This is a genomic window from Pseudomonas guariconensis (assembly GCF_024127895.1).
GTDB lineage: Bacteria > Pseudomonadota > Gammaproteobacteria > Pseudomonadales > Pseudomonadaceae > Aquipseudomonas > Aquipseudomonas guariconensis_B.
Genome location: NZ_JAMYBK010000001.1, coordinates 422409 through 441199 on the forward strand (window position 1 = coordinate 422409; position 18791 = coordinate 441199).

An 18791-nucleotide genomic window follows, 5' to 3' on the forward strand; every position below is an offset into this window, starting at 1 on the left:
TAATGGGGCTACCCCGCTCACGTGCGAGGCCTTCATGATCGACCTTACCGCTTCCCTCTCTCCCTGGCTCAATGCCCCTGCCTGGTGCGTCGCCTTCTCCGGCGGTCTCGACTCCACCGTCTTGCTGCACTTGCTGGCCGACTACCGCCGTACCCATGACGCGCCACCGCTGCGTGCCGTGCACGTCCACCATGGCCTGCAGCCCGCCGCCGACGATTGGCCGGGTCATTGCCAGGCAATCTGCGCCGCCCTGGGTATCGAACTGAAGGTGATCCGCGTCCAGGTCGCCCCTGGCGCCAGCCTCGAGCAGGCCGCCCGCGATGCCCGCTATGCCGCCTTCGCCGCAATACTGGGGCCGGGCGAGGTGCTGTTCACTGGCCAGCACCGCGAAGACCAGGCCGAGACGCTGCTGTTTCGCCTGCTGCGTGGTGCCGGCCTGCGCGGGCTGGCGGCCATGCCTGTGCAGCGGCCGCTGGGGCAGGGCAGGTTGGCCAGGCCGCTGCTGGCGGTGACGCGGGCCGCGTTGCTTGAATATGCCGGAACATGGGGGCTGTCATGGATCGAGGACCCTTCGAACGCCGACACCGCCTTCGCCCGCAACTACCTGCGTGGCGAGGTCTTCCCGCTGCTGCGCCAGCGCTGGCCCCAGGCCGCCGCCAATCTGGCGCGCACGGCCGAGCACCTGGGCGAAGCGCTGGGTCTGCTGGACGACCTGGCCGCCGCCGACCTGGTGGCGGCCCACGGCCAGGCGCCATTCGCCTGGCTCGGCCTGGACTCCCTCGACCTGGCCACGCTGGCAGCATTGTCACCCGCACGCCAGCGTAATGCCCTGCAATACTGGCTGAGCAGCCGCACACGCCTGCCCGACAGCCGGCACTGGGCCGGCTGGGAGTGCCTGCGTGACGCTGCGGCGGACGGCCAGCCGCTATGGTGCCTGGCCGACGGAGTGGTGCAGCGTAGCCACGGCCGCATCTGGTGGTTGAGCGGCGCCTGGCTGGCGCCGGTGCAGGGCCGGCATGGTTGGGACGATCCTGGTGGGGTGCTGCCGCTGCCCGGCAACGGCAGCGTGCACCTGGCAGGCGAGGCCCCGCCTGGCGAATTGTCCATCGCCTATCGTCAGGGCGGCGAGGTGCTCGACCTGCCTGGCCGTGGCCGACGAGACCTCAAGCGCCTGCTCAACGAGCTGCAGGTACCTCACTTCGTGCGCCCGCGCCTGCCGCTGCTGTACCAGGGCGAGCGCCTGCTGGCGCTGGCCAACCTGCCCTTGCCGGGGCAGGGCGCGGTGCGCCTGTGCTGGCAGCCGCCGACGAACGTGCAAGGTTTGAGCTGAAGGGTACATTCGGGTAGACTACCCTCCCTTCTTGATACAGCTTCTGTGGGTTCATCGAAAACACGGGAGTTGCCGATTACCAAGCAGTTTTTTGCTGGGCTGATTCTTAAAATGACGAGCGAGCTCCATGCCGGGGATGCCCCCGGTCTGTACAGACGCGGCAGTTTTTCGAGATGCACTGTGATTGACGCAGGTGATCGGGGGCTTCGGCCTTCCTTCGCTTTCTCCGGCGGCGCTGGCCGCTTTAACGCAGACTTCTAGGGTTTTTCATGACGCGCTACATATTCGTCACGGGCGGTGTTGTTTCTTCATTGGGGAAAGGCATTGCCTCGGCTTCCTTGGCGGCCATCCTGGAGGCGCGGGGGCTCAAGGTCACCATGCTCAAGCTGGACCCGTACATCAACGTCGACCCCGGCACCATGAGCCCGTTCCAGCACGGCGAGGTGTTCGTCACCCACGATGGCGCCGAGACCGACCTCGACCTGGGCCACTACGAGCGGTTCATCCGCACCACCATGACCCAGAACAACAACTTCACCACCGGCCGTATCTACGAGCACGTGCTGCGCAAGGAGCGCCGTGGTGACTACCTGGGCGCGACCATCCAGGTCATCCCGCACATCACCGACGAGATCAAGCGCCGCATCATCAAGGGCGCCGGCGATGCCGACGTGGCCCTGGTGGAAATCGGCGGCACCGTCGGCGACATCGAGTCGCAGCCGTTCCTCGAGGCGATCCGCCAGTTGCGCGTCGAAGTGGGCTCCAAGCGCGCCATGCTGATGCACCTGACCCTGGTGCCGTACATCGCCACCGCTGGCGAGACCAAGACCAAGCCGACCCAGCACTCGGTCAAGGAACTGCGCTCCATCGGCCTGCAGCCGGACGTGCTGATCTGCCGTTCCGACCACCCGGTCGACGCCTCGTCGCGCCGCAAGATCGCCCTGTTCACCAACGTCGAAGAGCGTGCGGTGATCTCCCTGCAGGACGTCGATACCATCTACAAGATCCCGGGCGTGCTGCATGCCCAGGGCCTGGACGACTTCGTGGTCGAGCGCTTCGGCCTGCAGTGCGGCAGCGCCGACCTGTCCGAGTGGGACAAGGTGGTGGACGCCAAGCTCAACCCCGAGCATGAAGTCACCATCGCCATGGTCGGCAAGTACATGGAACTGCTGGATGCCTACAAGTCGCTGATCGAGGCGATGAGCCACGCCGGTATCCAGAACCGCACCAAGGTCAACCTGCGCTACATCGACTCCGAAGACATCGAGAACCAGGGCACCAGCCTGCTCGAGGGCGCCGACGCCATTCTCGTGCCTGGCGGTTTCGGCCTGCGCGGCGTGGAAGGCAAGATCACCGCGGTGCAGTACGCCCGCGAGAACAAGGTGCCGTACCTGGGCATCTGCCTGGGCATGCAGGTCGCGGTCATCGAGTTCGCCCGCAACGTCATGGGCTGGAAAGACGCCAATTCCACCGAGTTCGACCGCAACAGCGGCCATCCGGTGGTCGGCCTGATCACCGAGTGGGCCGATGCCACCGGTGCCGTCGAGACCCGTACCGAAGCCTCCGACCTGGGCGGCACCATGCGCCTGGGTGCCCAGGAGTGCCAGATCGTCGGTGGCTCCAAGGTCCATGAATGCTATGGCAAGGACGTGATCGTCGAACGCCACCGCCACCGCTACGAGGTCAACAACACCCTGCTGCCGCAGATGATCGACGCTGGCCTGCTGGTGTCCGGCCGCTCCGGCGACGGTGCCCTGGTCGAAGTGGTCGAATCCAAGGACCACCCTTGGTTCGTCGCCTGCCAGTTCCACCCGGAGTTCACCTCGACGCCGCGTGACGGCCATCCGCTGTTCAGTGGCTTCGTCAAGGCGGCCCTGGCACAGAAGAACAAGGCCTGATCCATGACCCAGAAGATCATTCGCGTCGGTAACATCGAGATCGCCAACGACAAGCCGTTCGTCCTGTTCGGCGGCATGAACGTCCTGGAGTCCCGTGATCTGGCCCTGAAGGTCTGCGAGGAATACGTGCGGGTGACCGAGAAGCTCGGCATCCCGTACGTGTTCAAGGCCAGCTTCGACAAGGCCAACCGTTCGTCGGTCAAATCCTTCCGTGGCCCGGGCATGGAAGAAGGGCTGAAGATCTTCGAGGAGATCAAGCAGACCTTCAAGGTGCCGGTGATCACCGACGTGCACGAGCCCTACCAGGCCGAGCCCGTCGCCAAGGTCTGCGACATCATCCAGCTGCCGGCCTTCCTGTCGCGCCAGACCGACCTGGTCGTGGCCATGGCCAAGACCGGCGCGGTGATCAACATCAAGAAGGCACAGTTCCTCGCGCCCCAGGAAATGAAGCACATCCTGGACAAGTGCGTGGAGGCCGGCAACGACCAGTTGATCCTCTGCGAGCGTGGTTCGAGCTTCGGCTACAACAACCTTGTGGTGGACATGCTCGGCTTCGGCCTCATGAAGCAGTTCGAATACCCGGTGTTCTTCGACGTGACCCACGCCTTGCAGATGCCGGGCGGTCGCACCGACTCCGCCGGCGGGCGCCGCGCCCAGGTCACCGACCTGGCCAAGGCTGGCATGAGCCAGGGCCTGGCGGGCCTGTTCCTCGAAGCCCACCCGGACCCGGATAACGCCAAGTGCGATGGTCCCTGCGCCCTGCGCCTGGACAAGCTGGAGCCGTTCCTGGCCCAGCTCAAGCAACTGGACGACCTGGTGAAAAGTTTTCCGACGGTAGAAACCGCGTAAAGCCCATTTCTCCGGTAAAGTACCGCACGTTCCACCCCTGACCGATGAGTCAGGGGTCGCCTTCGCCAGGCCTGCCCGTTCACGAACTGCCTGGCGAACGGCCGGATTTCCTAAGCTGCGTTGTTTTCGTCAATTTTGGAGTGCTTACAACAATGGCAAAAATCGTCGACATCAAAGGTCGTGAAGTTCTCGATTCGCGTGGCAACCCCACCGTGGAAGCCGATGTTCTGCTCGACAACGGCATCATCGGCAGCGCTTGCGCGCCGTCCGGTGCTTCCACCGGCTCGCGCGAAGCGCTGGAGCTGCGTGATGGCGACAAGAGCCGTTACCTGGGCAAGGGCGTGCTGAAGGCCGTCGCCAACATCAACGGCCCGATCCGCGACCTGCTGCTGGGCAAGGACCCGGCCGACCAGAAAGCCCTGGACCGCGCCATGATCGAGCTGGACGGTACCGAGAACAAGGCCAAGCTGGGCGCCAACGCCATCCTGGCTGTCTCCCTGGCCGCCGCCAAGGCCGCTGCCCAGGACCAGGAGCTGCCGCTGTACGCACACATCGCCAACCTCAACGGCACCCCGGGTCAGTACTCCATGCCGGTGCCGATGATGAACATCATCAACGGTGGCGAGCACGCCGACAACAACGTCGACATCCAGGAGTTCATGGTCCAGCCGGTCGGCGCCAAGACCTTCTCCGACGCCCTGCGCATGGGCACCGAGATCTTCCACCACCTCAAGGCCGTGCTCAAGGCCCGTGGCCTGAACACCGCCGTGGGTGACGAAGGTGGTTTCGCACCGAACCTGACCTCCAACGAAGACGCCCTGGGCGCCATCGCCGAAGCCGTCGAGAAGGCCGGCTACAAGCTGGGCAGCGACGTGACCCTGGCCCTGGACTGCGCGGCTTCCGAGTTCTACGAGGACGGCAAGTACAACCTCTCCGGCGAAGGCAAGTCGTTCGACGCCGAAGGCTTTGCCGAGTACCTGAAGGGCCTGACCGAGCGCTTCCCGATCATCTCCATCGAAGATGGCCTGGACGAGTCCGACTGGGCTGGCTGGAAGATCCTCACCGACAAGATCGGCGCCAAGGTGCAACTGGTCGGTGACGACCTGTTCGTGACCAACACCAAGATTCTCAAGGAAGGCATCGAGAAGGGCATCGGCAACTCGATCCTGATCAAGTTCAACCAGATCGGCTCGCTGACCGAGACCCTGGAAGCCATCCAGATGGCCAAGGCCGCCGGCTACACCGCGGTGATCTCGCATCGTTCGGGCGAAACCGAGGACTCGACCATCGCCGACCTGGCTGTCGGTACCGCTGCCGGCCAGATCAAGACCGGCTCGCTGTGCCGTTCCGACCGCGTCTCCAAGTACAACCAACTGCTGCGCATCGAAGAGCAACTCGGTGCCAAGGCGGTGTACCGCGGTCGTGCCGAGTTTCGCGGCTGAGCAAGAGATGGTAAAAAGGCAGCAGCCGAGGCTGTCTGAACGTTCGTACTGAACAGTCAGACGCTTCTTACGGGTTTCTGTCGACGAAGCCTGGCCTCGGCCAGGCTTCGTGCTATTGGAAGTTCGCTGCGGCGGCCTTTTACCTCTGGATATCTTGATGCGCAGTCCCTATTGGTTGTTCCTCGTCCTGCTCCTGTTGCTCGGTGGCCTGCAGTATCGCCTGTGGGTGGGTAACGGTAGCCTGGCGCACGTGGCCGAGCTCAAGCAGCAGATTGCCGAGCAGCAAGCGGAGAACGAGCGGCTGCTGGAGCGCAATCGTGTGCTCGACGCCGAAGTCCTGGAGTTGAAAAAAGGTATGGAAACCGTGGAAGAACGGGCCCGCCACGAACTGGGGATGGTCAAGGAGGGCGAAACCCTCTACCAGCTGCCGCAGAAATGACCCAGACACTACCGGCCTTCTGGGCCGTGATTCCCGCCGCGGGCATTGGCGCCCGCATGGCTGCCGACCGCCCCAAGCAGTACCTGCAACTGGGGGGGCAGACCCTGCTCGAGCATAGCCTGGACTGTTTCCTCGACCATCCCACGCTCAAGGGCGTGGTGGTCAGTATCGCCGCCGACGATCCGTACTGGCCCGGCTTGCGCTGTGCCGGCGATCCGCGCATCCAGCGAGCGCCCGGTGGCCGCGAACGGGCCGACTCGGTGCTCAATGCGTTGTTGCTGTTGCATGCCCAGGGGGCGTCGGACAACGATTGGGTACTGGTGCACGACGCCGCGCGACCGAACCTGGCACGCAGCGATCTGGACCGGCTCCTGTCGGAATTGGCTGGCGACCCTGTGGGAGGTTTACTTGCGGTACCCGCGCGCGACACCCTCAAGCGTGCCGATGGCAATGGGCGGGTCAGCGCCACGGTGGACCGCAGCACCATCTGGCAGGCCTATACCCCGCAGATGTTCCGCCTCGGCGCCTTGCACCGGGCGCTGGCCGAGTGCCTGGTGGCGGATGTGGTCGTCACCGACGAATCATCCGCCATCGAGTGGGCCGGCCACGCACCGCGACTGGTCGAGGGGCGCAGCGACAACATCAAGGTGACCCGTCCGGAAGACCTGGAATGGTTGCGCCAGCGCTGGGCCAGCCGGCGCTGATCGAGCCTCTGGCGGGTCAGTTAAGATCTTTAGCGGCGTTTGGGGCCGCTTCGCAGCATTTGCCGAACTGTGCAAAGGCGCAATCCCTGGCACCTCATGCCGCCCGGTACTCCGGCAACTGCGCCAAGCCTTCCTTGAGGTAGTCCACCAGCCTGCGCACCTTCGGCGACAGGTGCCGCTGTTGCGGATACAGTGCCCATACTGCGGTATTCGGCGGCTGGTGCGCCTCCAGCAACGACACCAGTGCCCCGCTGTTGAGGTGCTCGAGCACGTAGTAGTCCGGCAACTGGCACAACCCCATCCCCAGCAATGCCGCATCCAGCACCGCCTGCCCGCTGTTGCAGCGCCAGTTGCCCTGGACGCGTTGGCTCAGCTCGCGTCCGTCCTGCTGCAGGACCCAGATGTCCGAACTGCCGATCAGGCAGTTGTGCCGGGCCAGCTCCGACAGGCTGTGGGGCCGCCCGTAGCGTTCCAGGTAGGCCGGCGAGGCGCACAGGTACATGCGCCGCGGCGCCAGGCGGGTGGCTACCAGGCGTGAGTCCTGCAGGCGGCCGAGGCGGATCGCCAGGTCCATGCCTTCATGCAGCAGGTCAAGGGTGCGGTTGCTCAACTCCACTTCTACCCGCAATTGTGGATAGAGCGCCAGGAAGCGGGTCACCAGCGGCACGATGAAGCGCTCGCCGTAGGCCACCGCGCAGGTCATGCGCAGCAACCCCTTGGGTTCGCTGGCCAGGTCGCCCATGGCACGCAGGGCCTCCTCGCGGCCATCCTGCAGCCGTTGGCAATGCTGCAGGAAGGTCTGCCCGGCCTCGCTCAGGGTCACGCGCCGGGTACTGCGGTACAGCAGGCGGGTCTGCAGGCGCTCCTCCAGACGGGCGATCTGGCGGCTGACATGCGAGGAGGAAACCCCCAGGCGTTCGGCCGCGCTGGTGAACTGGCCCGACTCGGCCACCGCGACGAATTCGTCGATGCCTTCCCAGCGACTGCTCATGGATTATCCCTGTATGGCAATAATGTTTTGACTCAAGCCGGATTATTCACGAAAAGCCCCTGAATTACACTGCCAGCGTGAATCCTTCCCCTTGTCTGGAGACCCTTGATGATCAAGTCCCGCGCTGCCGTTGCCTTCGAGGCCAAGAAACCCCTGGAAATCGTCGAAGTGGACGTGGCCATGCCCAAGGCCGGCGAGGTGCTGCTGCGCGTGGTGGCCAGCGGTGTCTGCCACACCGACGCCTACACCCTGTCTGGCGCCGACCCGGAGGGCATCTTCCCGTCGATCCTCGGCCACGAGGGCGGGGCGGTCGTCGAGGCGGTGGGCGAGGGCGTGACCTCGGTGGCGGTCGGTGACCATGTGATCCCGCTCTATACCCCCGAATGCGGCCAGTGCAAGTTCTGCCGCTCCGGCAAGACCAACCTGTGCCAGGCGATCCGCGCCACCCAGGGCAAGGGCCTGATGCCGGATGGCACCACCCGGTTCTCTTACAAGGGCCAGCAGTTGTTCCACTACATGGGCACCTCGACCTTTTCCGAGTACACCGTGCTGCCGGAAATCTCCGTGGCCAAGATCGCCAAGGACGCACCCCTGGAGAAGGTTTGCCTGCTCGGCTGCGGCGTGACCACCGGTATCGGCGCCGTGCTCAACACCGCCAAGGTCAAGCCCGGCGATACCGTGGCCATCTTCGGCCTGGGCGGTATCGGCCTGTCGGCGATCATCGGCGCGGTCAAGGCCAAGGCCTCGCGCATCATCGCCGTCGACATCAATCCGGCCAAGTTCGAGATCGCCCGCCAGCTGGGTGCCACCGATTGCGTCAACCCCAAGGACTATGACCGCCCGATCCAGGAGGTCATCGTCGACCTCACCGACGGCGGCGTGGACTTCTCCTTCGAATGCGTGGGCAATGTCCAACTGATGCGTGCGGCCCTGGAATGCTGCCACAAGGGCTGGGGCGAGTCGGTGATCATCGGCGTGGCCGGTGCCGGCCAGGAGATCTCCACCCGTCCGTTCCAGCTGGTCACCGGCCGTGTCTGGCGCGGTTCGGCCTTTGGCGGCGTGCGTGGCCGCAGCGAACTGCCAAGCTACGTGGAAATGTCGCAGAAGGGCGAGATCCCGCTGGACACCTTCATCACCCACACCATGGGCCTGGAGGACATCAACAAAGCCTTCGACCTGATGCACGAAGGCAAGAGCATCCGTAGCGTGATCCACTTCTGAGGTCTGCCATGAGCCTGGAAAACATCTCCTGCCAGAAGAGCTTCGGCGGCTGGCACAAGCGCTACCGACACAGTTCCAAGGTGCTGGGCTGCGACATGGTGTTCGCCGTCTACCTGCCGCCGCAGGCCGAGCAGGGCGAGAAGCTGCCGGTACTGTACTGGCTCAGCGGCCTGACCTGCACCGACGAGAACTTCATGCAGAAGGCCGGCGCCCAGCGCCTGGCCGCGGAGCTTGGGCTGATCATCGTCGCCCCCGACACCAGCCCGCGTGGCGAACAGGTGCCGGGCGATCCGGACGGCGCTTGGGATTTCGGCCTGGGCGCTGGCTTCTACCTCAATGCCACCCAGCAACCCTGGGTCCAGCACTACCGCATGCACGACTATGTGGTGGAGGAGCTGCCCGCCCTGGTCGAGGCGCATTTCCCGGCGTCCGACCAGCGCAGTATCAGCGGTCACTCCATGGGCGGCCATGGCGCCCTGGTATGCGCCTTGCGCAATCCGGGGCGCTATCGTTCGGTGTCGGCGTTCTCGCCGATCAGCAACCCGATGGACTGCCCTTGGGGCGAGAAGGCGTTTTCCCGCTACCTGGGCGAGGATCGTTCACGCTGGCGCGAGTGGGATGCCAGCGTGCTGTTGGCCGAGACACCGTCCGGCCAGTGCCCGCCGTTGCTGGTGGACCAGGGCGACCGGGACGACTTCCTGGAAAAGCAGCTCAAACCCGAGGCCCTGGAGCAAGCCGCACGCAAGGCCGGCCACGAGCTGACCCTGCGCCTGCAGCCAGGTTATGACCATAGCTACTACTTCATCGCCAGCTTCATCGACGAGCACCTGCGCCACCACGCCGTAGCGCTGGGCCGGGTCTAGCCGCGAGCTGCAAGAAAAGCAGTCCGCCGCCGATGTGCTTTTGCTTGCAGCTCAGAGCAGGGAAGAGCATCCGCGCAAGGTCGAGCAAAGCAGGTAGAATCACGCCCTGACTCAAATCGGGGCGTTTTTCTATGCGTATTGGCCACGGCTACGATGTGCACCGTTTCTGCGACGGCGATTTCATTACCCTGGGTGGGGTACGTATCCCCCACAAGTACGGCCTGCTGGCCCATTCCGACGGCGATGTGCTGTTGCACGCCCTGAGCGATGCGCTGCTCGGCGCCGCGGCGCTGGGCGACATCGGCAAGCATTTTCCCGACACCGACCCGCAGTTCAAGGGCGCCGACAGCCGCGTGTTGCTGCGCCATGTGGTCGGCATCGTCCAGGCCAAGGGCTGGAAGGTCGGCAACGTCGACGCCACCATCGTCGCCCAGGCGCCGAAGATGGCACCGCACATCGAGACCATGCGCCAGCTGATCGCCGAAGACTTGCAGGTGCAACTGGACCAGGTCAACGTCAAGGCCACCACCACCGAGAAGCTGGGCTTCACCGGCCGCGAGGAGGGCATCGCCGTGCACGCGGTGGCCCTGTTGCTGCCAGCATGACCGAACTGGAACTGCTGGGTCCGCGTGCATCGGGCGAGGCGTTGGGCAGCGCGGTGCTCAAGGCGGTGGCCGAAGACTTCCAGGTCGACGAAGTGCTGGACATTCCCTTGTCCGGCCAGGGCGAGCACCTCTGGCTGTGGGTCGAAAAGCGTGACCTGAACACCGAGGAGGCTGCCCGCCGCCTGGCCCGTGCTGCCGGCGTGCCCCTGCGCGCCATCAGCTACGCCGGGCTCAAGGACCGCCAGGCCCTGACCCGCCAGTGGTTCAGCCTGCACCTGCCGGGCAAGGCCGACCCTGATCTGTCGCGTGCCGAGGACGCCAGCCTGCGCGTGCTCAAGCGGGTGCGCCACCAGCGCAAGCTGCAGCGTGGCGCCCATTCAGCCAACGGCTTCACCCTGCGCCTGACCGCCCTGGTGGCGAATCGCCAGGCCCTGGATGCTCGCCTGGAGCAACTCAAGCGCCAGGGCGTGCCGAACTACTTCGGCAGCCAGCGCTTCGGCCATGCCGGTGGCAATGTCCATGACGCCCAGGACTGGGCGGCCCGCGCGGCCCTGCCGGAGCAGCGCAACCTGCGTTCGCGCCTGTTGTCGGCGGCGCGCAGCTACCTGTTCAACCAGGTCTTGGCCGCACGGGTCGCCGACGGCAGCTGGCAGCGGGCCCAGGTCGGTGATTTGCTGGCTTTCACCGACAGCCGTAGTTTCTTCGCGGCAGGCGAACAGGAGTGCGCCGATCCGCGCCTGGACATTCTCGATCTTCACCCCACCGGGCCGCTCTGGGGCGCGGGTTCTACACCTGCTGGCGGGGCTGGCGCGGCACTGGAAACCGCCATCGGCGAGCGGCACCCGGCGTTGTGCCAGTGGCTGGCCCTGGCGGACATGAAGCACGAGCGGCGTATCCTGCGGCTCCCTATTGGCGGGCTGACGTGGCATTATCCCGAGCCTGATATCCTGCAACTGGAATTCGTCCTTCCGGCCGGATGCTTCGCCACCGTTGTGGTGCGCGAGCTTGTCGATCTGGTGCCGGCGGGGCAGACGGACAGCCCATGCGTATTCTGATTTCGAATGACGACGGTGTTACCGCACCCGGCCTCGCCGCGCTGCACGCTGCGCTGGTGGATCATGCCGAGTGCGTGGTGATTGCCCCGGATCAAGACAAGAGCGGCGCCAGTAGTTCGCTGACGCTGGACAGGCCCCTGCACCCGCAGACCCTGGCCAACGGTTTCATCAGCCTCAACGGCACGCCCACCGACTGCGTGCACCTGGGGCTCAACGGCCTGCTGCCGGAAACGCCCGACATGGTCGTCTCCGGCATCAACCTGGGCGCCAACCTGGGCGACGACGTGCTCTATTCCGGCACGGTCGCCGCAGCGCTCGAAGGGCGTTTCCTCGGTGGCACGTCGCTGGCGTTCTCGCTGCTGTCGCGCCAGCCGGACAACCTGCCCACCGCCGCCTACATCGCCCGCCGCCTGGTAGAGGCCCAGGCGCGCCTGGAGCTGCCGCCGCGTACCGTGCTCAACGTCAACATCCCCAACCTGCCCTTGGAGCACATCCGGGGTATCCAGCTCACTCGCCTCGGCCACCGCGCGCGCGCGGCGGCGCCGACCAAGGTGGTCAACCCCCGGGGCAAGGAAGGCTACTGGATCGCCGTGGCCGGCGATGCCGAGGACGGTGGGCCGGGCACGGACTTCCATGCGGTGATGCAGGGCTATGTCTCGATCACGCCGTTGCAGCTGGACCGCACCTTCAACGACGCCTTCGAGCGTCTGGACGGCTGGCTGGAGGGACTGCTCTGATGCGCGAACAGGACGATCTGCTGCGCCGTGGCATCGGCATGACTTCCCAGCGCACGCGTGAGCGGCTGATCCAGCGGCTGTACGAGGAAGGGGTCTCGAACACCCATGTGCTCGAGGTCATCCGCCGCACGCCACGCCATCTGTTCGTCGACGAGGCCCTGGCGCACCGGGCCTACGAGGATACGGCGCTGCCGATCGGGCATAACCAGACCATCTCCCAGCCGTTCATGGTCGCGCACATGAGCGAGCTGCTGCTGGAGGCCGGGCCGCTGGACAAGGTGCTGGAGATCGGCACGGGCTCTGGCTACCAGACTGCGATCCTCGCCCAACTGGTGGAGCGGGTGTTCTCGGTGGAACGGATCAAGGTCCTGCAGGACAGGGCCAAGGAACGCCTGGTCGAGCTCAACCTGCGCAACGTGGTGTTCCGCTGGGGCGACGGTTGCGAAGGCTGGCAGGCGCTGGCGCCGTACAACGGCATCATCGTCACTGCCGTGGCCGCGGAAGTGCCCCAGGCCCTGCTGGACCAGTTGGCCCCGGGAGGGCGCATGGTGATTCCAGTGGGGGCGGCCGGCGAGGCGCAGCAACTGATGCTCATCGTGCGCGAGGAGCACGGTTTCTCCCGCCGGGTCCTGGGTTCCGTGCGTTTCGTGCCGCTGCTCAACGGTCCGCTGGCCTGAGGGGACGCGGAATATTTGCTGCGGCGACGAATTCTCGGGCCCTGGCCCTGTCTATCTGGCTGCCTCTGCGGCGAAGGCCCGGAGCATGAAGCCACCCAAGCCGGGTGGCCTCGTTTATAATTGCAACAATATTGCATTGCGTAGCGTCATATCGGTTATCGGCACCATAAGGGGAGCGCGGGTGGGTCACACAATCATTCGGCAGCGCAAGGATCGGTCGGGTTTCAAGCTTCTGGTGATTGCGCTGGCCATGGGGGCCTTGCTCGCGGGTTGCTCCAGCAGCGGCTCGAACGGCGCCCGTGTGGTCGATCGCAACGCGGTCCCCAAGCGCCCGACCGTGACGTCGGGTCAGTACATCGTCAGGCCCGGCGATACCCTGTATTCCATCGCGTTCCGTTACGGCTGGGACTACAAGGAACTGGCCGCGCGCAACAACATCGGTGCGCCCTATACCATCCGCCCGGGCCAGGCCATCCGTTTCAGCAGCGGCGTGGGCGGCAGCACCAGGGTGGTATCCAGCCCCTCCTCATCGAGCAAGACCACCGTCATCCGCCGCCCTGTCGCGACCACCACGCCACCGTCTGGGGGCACTGCCAGGCCTGCCACGCCACCCCCTGCCGCGAGCAAGCCGGTGGTGACGCCGGTGCCCGCCGCAGAGCGTACCGCCGGGGGCTGGACCTGGCCGGCCAACGGTGTGCTGATTGGTAAATTCGCTTCAAACGGTAGTTTGAATAAAGGCATTGATATCGCCGGTGATTTGGGACAGCCTGTTTTTGCTGCGTCTGGTGGTACAGTGGTCTACGCCGGGAGTGGCTTGAGGGGCTACGGCGAGTTGATCATCATCAAGCACAGCGATACCTACGTCAGCGCCTACGGCCACAACCGCAGGCTTTTGGTTCGGGAGGGGCAGCAGGTCAAGGCAGGGCAGACGATCGCTGAAATGGGGTCCACGGGCACTGATCGGGTGAAGCTGCATTTCGAGATTCGCCGTCAGGGCAAACCCGTCGATCCGCTCCAGTTCCTGCCACGCCGTTGATCGTTGTACCCAGCCTGTTCCTTTGACGTAGAGGGGACAGGCTCCAGCGTTACCAGGGAACAGGTGTCGCTCGAGCCTGAGTTCGAACTCAGCAAAGGACTATAACAATGGCTCTCAGCAAAGAAGTGCCGGAGTTTGACATCGACGATGACGTCCTCCTGATGGAGACGGGCATCGTTTTGGAAACGGATGTGGTGTCAGACGAACCTGCTGTACCTTCGGTTCGGACCAGGGCCAAACAAGGCTCATCGCTCAAGCAACACAAGTACATCGATTACAGCCGGGCGCTCGATGCCACCCAGCTGTATCTCAACGAGATCGGCTTTTCACCACTGCTTTCTCCGGAAGAGGAAGTGCATTTTGCGCGCCTGTCGCAAAAAGGTGACCCCGCCGGTCGCAAGCGCATGATCGAAAGCAACCTGCGCCTGGTGGTCAAGATCGCCCGCCGCTACGTCAATCGCGGATTGTCGCTGCTCGACCTGATCGAGGAGGGCAACCTCGGCTTGATCCGCGCCGTGGAGAAGTTCGACCCGGAACGCGGCTTCCGCTTCTCGACCTATGCGACCTGGTGGATCCGCCAGACCATCGAGCGGGCGATCATGAACCAGACCCGCACCATTCGCCTGCCGATCCACGTGGTCAAGGAGCTGAACGTCTACCTGCGTGCTGCGCGGGAACTGACCCAGAAGCTCGACCACGAGCCTTCGCCGGAGGAAATCGCCGGCCTGCTGGAGAAGCCGGTGGCCGAGGTCAAGCGCATGCTGGGGCTCAACGAACGGGTTTCGTCGGTGGACGTTTCCCTGGGTCCGGACTCCGACAAGACCCTGCTCGATACCCTGACCGACGATCGTCCCACCGATCCTTGCGAGTTGCTGCAGGACGACGACCTCTCCCAGAGCATCGACCAGTGGTTGAGCGAGCTGACCGACAAGCAGCGTGAAGTGGTGGTACGTCGCTTCGGCCTGCGGGGCCATGAGAGCAGCACCCTGGAGGATGTGGGCCTGGAAATCGGCCTTACCCGCGAGCGGGTCCGGCAGATCCAGGTCGAGGGCCTTAAGCGCCTGCGTGAGATCCTCGAGAAGAATGGCCTGTCCAGCGAGTCGCTGTTCCAGTAATCGCGACCGTCATGAAAAACGCCCCGTCATGTCGGGGCGTTTCTGTTTCTATCAATCAGTGTTTCTATCAAGGTTTCTTTCGCTCCCCTCGTGGCGTTGCATGTAGGAAATTGCTTACAGCTTGTGTAAGCCTTTGCCGTAGGGATCAGTAAATCATTGTCGTTTTCAAACGTTGAGTGTTTTTAACTTGCTGATAAATATGAATATTTTGGATGTGAAGAAGTATGTCCACCGTATTGTTTTGAGAGCTTTCACCCTTGCCTGGCCAGCTGGAATGGCTAGTATTCGAACTGTGCCGACGGATTGGCACAGGCTTTCACGGATGACGGCCAAGGACATCGCAGGATGCGATTCATCAGGATGATGAACGGGACAATCAGGGACTATGGAAAAAATGTGGGCGGGTCAAACCGCCCCTTTTTTTGCCTGCGATAAAGCATCGCCAGGCAAACCTGGTGGCCAAAAGAGCTAAAAGAAAAGGCCCGTAAAGGGCCTTCTCGTGATTCAGACGCGTTAGCGTTCCAGGTGCTCGATCTTGTCGGGCTTGCCGTCCCACTCCTCGGCATCCGGCAGGGCATCCTTCCTCTCGGTGATGTTCGGCCAGATCTCCGCCAGTTCGGCGTTCAGCTCGATGAACTGTTCCATGCCCGCAGGTACTTCATCTTCCGAGAAGATGGCCTGGGCAGGGCACTCCGGTTCGCACAGCGCGCAGTCGATGCACTCGTCCGGATGAATGACCAGGAAGTTCGGGCCTTCGTAGAAGCAGTCCACCGGACAGACTTCCACGCAGTCGGTGTATTTGCACTTGATGCAGTTGTCGGTGACGACGAAGGACATTTCTAATTTTCTCCTCAGGCGACGGCAGCGTGCCCTTCCTTGCAGGGCAGCGCGGTTCCCGGTGGCAGCAGGCCAGGCTAATGAACCTGCACCCGAGCGGGAACCGCGGCGGATTCTACCAGCTTGCGCGGGTAGCCGTTATAACAGGTTTTTCAGTTGATATAGCGTTTCGATAGCTTGGCGCGGCGTCATGTCGTCCAGGTCCAGCTTGCCCAGCTTCTCGATGGCCGGGTGTGGCAGGCTGGCGAACAGGTCGCTCTGGTGCGGTACCTGCGGCTCGCCCTTGGCCTTGGTCGCGGGCGGCTCGTGAGGCAGGCTGGTGGTTTCCAGCCGCCCCAGGTGTTCGCGAGCACGCTGGATCACCGCCGTCGGCACGCCGGCCAGCTGCGCCACGGCCAGGCCGTAGCTCTGGCTGGCAGGGCCCGGCAGCACATGGTGCAGGAAGACGATGCGCTCGTTGTGCTCGGTGGCGTTCAGGTGCACGTTGGCCACCAGTGGTTCGCTCTCCGGCAGCACGGTCAGCTCGAAGTAGTGCGTTGCGAACAGGGTATAGGCGCGCAGTTGGGCCAGCCGCTCGGCGGCGGCCCAGGCCAGTGACAGGCCGTCGAAGGTACTGGTGCCTCGGCCGACTTCGTCCATCAGCACCAGGCTGCGGTCAGTGGCGTTGTGCAGGATGTTCGCTGTCTCGCTCATCTCGACCATGAAGGTCGAGCGCCCGCCGGCCAGGTCATCGCTGGAACCGATGCGGGTGAAGATGCGGTCGACCAGCGACAGCTCGCAACGCGCCGCGGGGACGAAGCTGCCGATGTGCGCCATCAGCACGATCAGTGCGGTCTGGCGCATGTAGGTGGACTTACCGCCCATGTTCGGACCGGTGATGATCAGCATGCGTGTGCTGTTGTCCAGCGCCAGGTCGTTGGCCACGAACGGCGTGGTCAGTACCTGCTCGACCACCGGGTGACGGCCCTGTTCGATACGCAGGCAGGGCTCGTCGACGAAGGTCGGGCAGTTCAGGTCCAGGTTCAGGGCGCGCTCGGCCAGGTTGCTCAGCACGTCCAGCTCGGCCAGGGCGGCGGCGCTGTCCTGCAGCGGCGCCAGGTGGCCGATCAGGGTTTCGAGCAGGGCGTCATAGAGCATCTTCTCTCGCGCCAGGGCGCGGCTCTTGGCCGACAGCGCCTTGTCTTCGAAGGCCTTGAGCTCCGGCGTGATGAAGCGCTCGGCGCCCTTTAGGGTCTGGCGGCGGATATAGTCGGCCGGGGCCTGCTCGGCTTGTTTGGTCGGCAGCTCGATGTAGTAGCCATGCACCCGGTTGTAGCCGACCTTGAGGTTGGCCAGGCCCGTGCGCGCCTTTTCGCGGGCCTCCAGGTCGATGAGGAATTGGCCGGCGTTCTCGCTCATGGCCAGCAACTCGTCCAGCTCGCTGTCGTAGCCGGTCTTGAGCACGCCGCCGTCGCGGATCACCGCCGGCGGATTGTCGATGATCGCTCGCTCCAGCAGGCTGGCCAGCTCCGGGTAGGTACCGGTGATCGCGGCCAGGCGTGCCAGGTGCGGGGCCTCCAGCTCGGCCATGGCGTTCTGCAGCTCGGGCAAGGCACCGAGGGCATCACGCAGGCGCGCCAGGTCGCGTGGGCGGGCGTTGCGCAGGCCGATGCGGGCGAGGATCCGCTCGATGTCGCCGATTTCCTTGAGCTGCGGCTGCAGTTTCTCGAAGCGGTAGCCGTCCAGCAGGCAGCGGATCGAGTCCTGGCGTGCCTTGAGTACCTTGAGGTCGCGCAACGGGCGGTTCAGCCAGCGGGTCAGCAGGCGGCTGGCCATGGCGGTCTGGCAACGGTCGATGACCGATTGCAGGGTATTGTCGCGACCACCGGCCAGGTTGACGTCCAGTTCCAGGTTGCGGCGGCTGGCGCCGTCGAGGATCACCGTGTCGTCCATGCGCTCGTGGCGCAGGCTGCGCAGGTGAGGCAGGGTGGTGCGCTGGGTTTCCTTGGCGTAGGTCAGCAGGCAGCCGGCCGCGCCGATGGCCAGGGTCAGCTTGTCGCAACCGAAGCCCTTGAGGTCCTGGGTCGCGAACTGCTGGCACAGGCTCTTGCGCGCCGAATCGCGGTCGAAGTCCCACGGGGCGCGACGACGGCAGCCCGGGCGCTTTTCCGCCGGCAGGCCTTGGGGCCAGTCGTCGGGGATCAGCAGTTCCACCGGGTTGATGCGTTCGAGCTCGGCCAGCAGGTTCTCCCAGCCCTTGATCTCCTGCACGGTGAAGTTACCGCTGGTGATGTCCAGCACTGCCAGGCCGAACAGCCGCTCGTCGCCCAGCAGGGCGGCGATCAGGTTGTCGCGGCGCTCGTCGAGCAGGGCCTCGTCGCTGACCGTGCCGGGGGTGATGATCCGCACCACCTGGCGCTCCACCGGCCCCTTGCTGGTGGCCGGGTCGCCGACCTGCTCGCAGATCACCACCGACTCGCCGAGCTTGACCAGCTTGGCCAGGTAGCCCTCCACCGAGTGGAACGGGATTCCGCACATGGGGATCGACTGGCCGGCGGACTGTCCGCGGGCAGTCAGGGTGATATCCAGCAATTTGGCGGCTTTCTTCGCGTCTTCGTAGAAGATCTCGTAGAAATCGCCCATGCGGTAGAACATCAGCTGGTCTGGGTGCTGGTTCTTCAGCTTCCAGTACTGCTGCATCATCGGGGTATGTGCGGAAAAATCTGAAATTGCTTTGTTCATCAAGGGCTTATGAAGCTTGTCTCAAATGTGTGGGGCAAATTTGGGGCTTTGCATCGAAGGCGATATTGCCCTTCACGATGATGGGTTCAGCCGGTTCATCAGGCAACGATGATGCTGATGGCGGGAGGGATTATCCCCGCTGCCTTGCAGGGTAGGGAGGTTACCACGGGAGCGCCAATTTCAGCACGGGAAACCCAGGCGTGCGTCCATCTGCCTGGCAAGAAAGCGAATGCCCCAGCCTGGGCTGGGGCATCGATCGCACAGGGATTTC

17 protein-coding genes are annotated in these 18791 nt (G+C 64.4%); 14 read left to right on the forward strand and 3 right to left on the reverse strand.

Annotation, left to right across the window (positions count from 1 at the left end):
- Nucleotides 1-34: 34 nt before the first annotated feature.
- The 6 genes from tilS (at nt 35) to ispD (ending at nt 6662) form a co-directional block, all read left to right on the forward strand.
- Complete coding sequence (gene tilS / locus NJF35_RS01950) at nt 35-1330, forward strand: tRNA lysidine(34) synthetase TilS (RefSeq protein WP_225787348.1); 1296 nt, start codon at nt 35-37, stop codon at nt 1328-1330.
- A 269-nt stretch (nt 1331-1599) separates the two neighbouring features.
- Nucleotides 1600-3228 (forward strand): CTP synthase, encoded by a 1629-nt coding sequence (locus NJF35_RS01955; protein ID WP_225787349.1) that lies wholly within the window; start codon nt 1600-1602, stop codon nt 3226-3228.
- A gap of 3 nt (nt 3229-3231) precedes the next feature.
- Entirely contained in the window at nt 3232-4077 is an 846-nt protein-coding gene (gene kdsA / locus NJF35_RS01960; RefSeq protein ID WP_225787350.1) for a 3-deoxy-8-phosphooctulonate synthase, read from the forward strand.
- Nucleotides 4078-4229: 152 nt separating this feature from the next.
- Nucleotides 4230-5519: a phosphopyruvate hydratase gene (eno, locus tag NJF35_RS01965; RefSeq protein WP_225787351.1), complete on the forward strand. Its 1290-nt coding sequence runs from the start codon at nt 4230-4232 to the stop codon at nt 5517-5519.
- A 157-nt stretch (nt 5520-5676) separates the two neighbouring features.
- A complete protein-coding gene (gene ftsB / locus NJF35_RS01970) occupies nt 5677-5958 on the forward strand; it encodes a cell division protein FtsB (protein WP_225787352.1) in 282 nt (93 codons plus the stop codon).
- Entirely contained in the window at nt 5955-6662 is a 708-nt protein-coding gene (gene ispD / locus NJF35_RS01975; protein WP_225787353.1) for a 2-C-methyl-D-erythritol 4-phosphate cytidylyltransferase, read from the forward strand. The genes ftsB and ispD overlap by 4 nt, the downstream gene beginning before the upstream one ends.
- A gap of 94 nt (nt 6663-6756) precedes the next feature.
- Here the strand turns inward: ispD and NJF35_RS01980 are convergent, their stop codons facing one another.
- Entirely contained in the window at nt 6757-7653 is an 897-nt protein-coding gene (locus tag NJF35_RS01980; protein ID WP_225787354.1) for a LysR substrate-binding domain-containing protein, read from the reverse strand.
- A gap of 108 nt (nt 7654-7761) precedes the next feature.
- Here NJF35_RS01980 and NJF35_RS01985 point away from each other — a divergent pair, with 108 nt between their 5' ends.
- From NJF35_RS01985 to rpoS, 8 genes are all read left to right on the forward strand, one after another.
- Entirely contained in the window at nt 7762-8874 is a 1113-nt protein-coding gene (locus NJF35_RS01985) for an S-(hydroxymethyl)glutathione dehydrogenase/class III alcohol dehydrogenase (RefSeq protein WP_225787355.1), read from the forward strand.
- Nucleotides 8875-8882: 8 nt separating this feature from the next.
- Nucleotides 8883-9737 (forward strand): S-formylglutathione hydrolase, encoded by an 855-nt coding sequence (gene fghA / locus NJF35_RS01990; protein WP_225787356.1) that lies wholly within the window; start codon nt 8883-8885, stop codon nt 9735-9737.
- Between the two features lie 131 nt (nt 9738-9868).
- Nucleotides 9869-10342 carry a 2-C-methyl-D-erythritol 2,4-cyclodiphosphate synthase gene (ispF, locus tag NJF35_RS01995; protein WP_225787357.1) on the forward strand — a complete coding sequence of 158 codons (474 nt, stop codon included), beginning with the start codon at nt 9869-9871 and terminating at the stop codon, nt 10340-10342.
- Nucleotides 10339-11397: a tRNA pseudouridine(13) synthase TruD gene (truD, locus tag NJF35_RS02000; protein WP_225787358.1), complete on the forward strand. Its 1059-nt coding sequence runs from the start codon at nt 10339-10341 to the stop codon at nt 11395-11397. The genes ispF and truD overlap by 4 nt, the downstream gene beginning before the upstream one ends.
- Nucleotides 11385-12134, forward strand: a complete 750-nt coding sequence (gene surE / locus NJF35_RS02005) for a 5'/3'-nucleotidase SurE (protein WP_225787359.1) — start codon at nt 11385-11387, stop codon at nt 12132-12134. Before truD ends, surE begins: the two co-directional genes overlap by 13 nt.
- A gap of 38 nt (nt 12135-12172) precedes the next feature.
- Complete coding sequence (locus NJF35_RS02010; protein ID WP_225787463.1) at nt 12173-12811, forward strand: protein-L-isoaspartate(D-aspartate) O-methyltransferase; 639 nt, start codon at nt 12173-12175, stop codon at nt 12809-12811.
- Between the two features lie 181 nt (nt 12812-12992).
- Nucleotides 12993-13847 carry a peptidoglycan DD-metalloendopeptidase family protein gene (locus NJF35_RS02015; RefSeq protein ID WP_253090653.1) on the forward strand — a complete coding sequence of 285 codons (855 nt, stop codon included), beginning with the start codon at nt 12993-12995 and terminating at the stop codon, nt 13845-13847.
- A 107-nt stretch (nt 13848-13954) separates the two neighbouring features.
- Entirely contained in the window at nt 13955-14962 is a 1008-nt protein-coding gene (gene rpoS, locus NJF35_RS02020) for an RNA polymerase sigma factor RpoS (protein WP_253090632.1), read from the forward strand.
- Nucleotides 14963-15475: 513 nt separating this feature from the next.
- Here rpoS and fdxA read toward each other — a convergent pair.
- Both fdxA and mutS read right to left on the reverse strand, forming a co-directional pair.
- Entirely contained in the window at nt 15476-15799 is a 324-nt protein-coding gene (gene fdxA / locus NJF35_RS02025; RefSeq protein ID WP_225787361.1) for a ferredoxin FdxA, read from the reverse strand.
- Nucleotides 15800-15937: 138 nt separating this feature from the next.
- Nucleotides 15938-18508, reverse strand: coding sequence for a DNA mismatch repair protein MutS (gene mutS, locus NJF35_RS02030; protein WP_225787465.1), 2571 nt, complete (start codon nt 18506-18508; stop codon nt 15938-15940).
- Between the last annotated feature and the right edge of the window lie 283 nt (nt 18509-18791).

Excerpts from the sequence above, each read along its gene's own strand:
- truD (WP_225787358.1), top strand. The coding sequence starts at position 10,339 with ATGACCGAACTGGAACTGCTGGGTCCGCGTGCATCGGGCGAGGCGTTG.
- NJF35_RS01980 (WP_225787354.1), bottom strand. The coding sequence starts at position 7,653 with ATGAGCAGTCGCTGGGAAGGCATCGACGAATTCGTCGCGGTGGCCGAG.
- rpoS (WP_253090632.1), top strand. The coding sequence starts at position 13,955 with ATGGCTCTCAGCAAAGAAGTGCCGGAGTTTGACATCGACGATGACGTC.
- NJF35_RS02010 (WP_225787463.1), top strand. The coding sequence starts at position 12,173 with ATGACTTCCCAGCGCACGCGTGAGCGGCTGATCCAGCGGCTGTACGAG.
- ftsB (WP_225787352.1), top strand. The coding sequence starts at position 5,677 with ATGCGCAGTCCCTATTGGTTGTTCCTCGTCCTGCTCCTGTTGCTCGGT.
- eno (WP_225787351.1), top strand. The coding sequence starts at position 4,230 with ATGGCAAAAATCGTCGACATCAAAGGTCGTGAAGTTCTCGATTCGCGT.
- ispF (WP_225787357.1), top strand. The coding sequence starts at position 9,869 with ATGCGTATTGGCCACGGCTACGATGTGCACCGTTTCTGCGACGGCGAT.
- fghA (WP_225787356.1), top strand. The coding sequence starts at position 8,883 with ATGAGCCTGGAAAACATCTCCTGCCAGAAGAGCTTCGGCGGCTGGCAC.
- NJF35_RS01955 (WP_225787349.1), top strand. The coding sequence starts at position 1,600 with ATGACGCGCTACATATTCGTCACGGGCGGTGTTGTTTCTTCATTGGGG.
- NJF35_RS01985 (WP_225787355.1), top strand. The coding sequence starts at position 7,762 with ATGATCAAGTCCCGCGCTGCCGTTGCCTTCGAGGCCAAGAAACCCCTG.
- fdxA (WP_225787361.1), bottom strand. The coding sequence starts at position 15,799 with ATGTCCTTCGTCGTCACCGACAACTGCATCAAGTGCAAATACACCGAC.
- tilS (WP_225787348.1), top strand. The coding sequence starts at position 35 with ATGATCGACCTTACCGCTTCCCTCTCTCCCTGGCTCAATGCCCCTGCC.
- ispD (WP_225787353.1), top strand. The coding sequence starts at position 5,955 with ATGACCCAGACACTACCGGCCTTCTGGGCCGTGATTCCCGCCGCGGGC.
- surE (WP_225787359.1), top strand. The coding sequence starts at position 11,385 with ATGCGTATTCTGATTTCGAATGACGACGGTGTTACCGCACCCGGCCTC.
- kdsA (WP_225787350.1), top strand. The coding sequence starts at position 3,232 with ATGACCCAGAAGATCATTCGCGTCGGTAACATCGAGATCGCCAACGAC.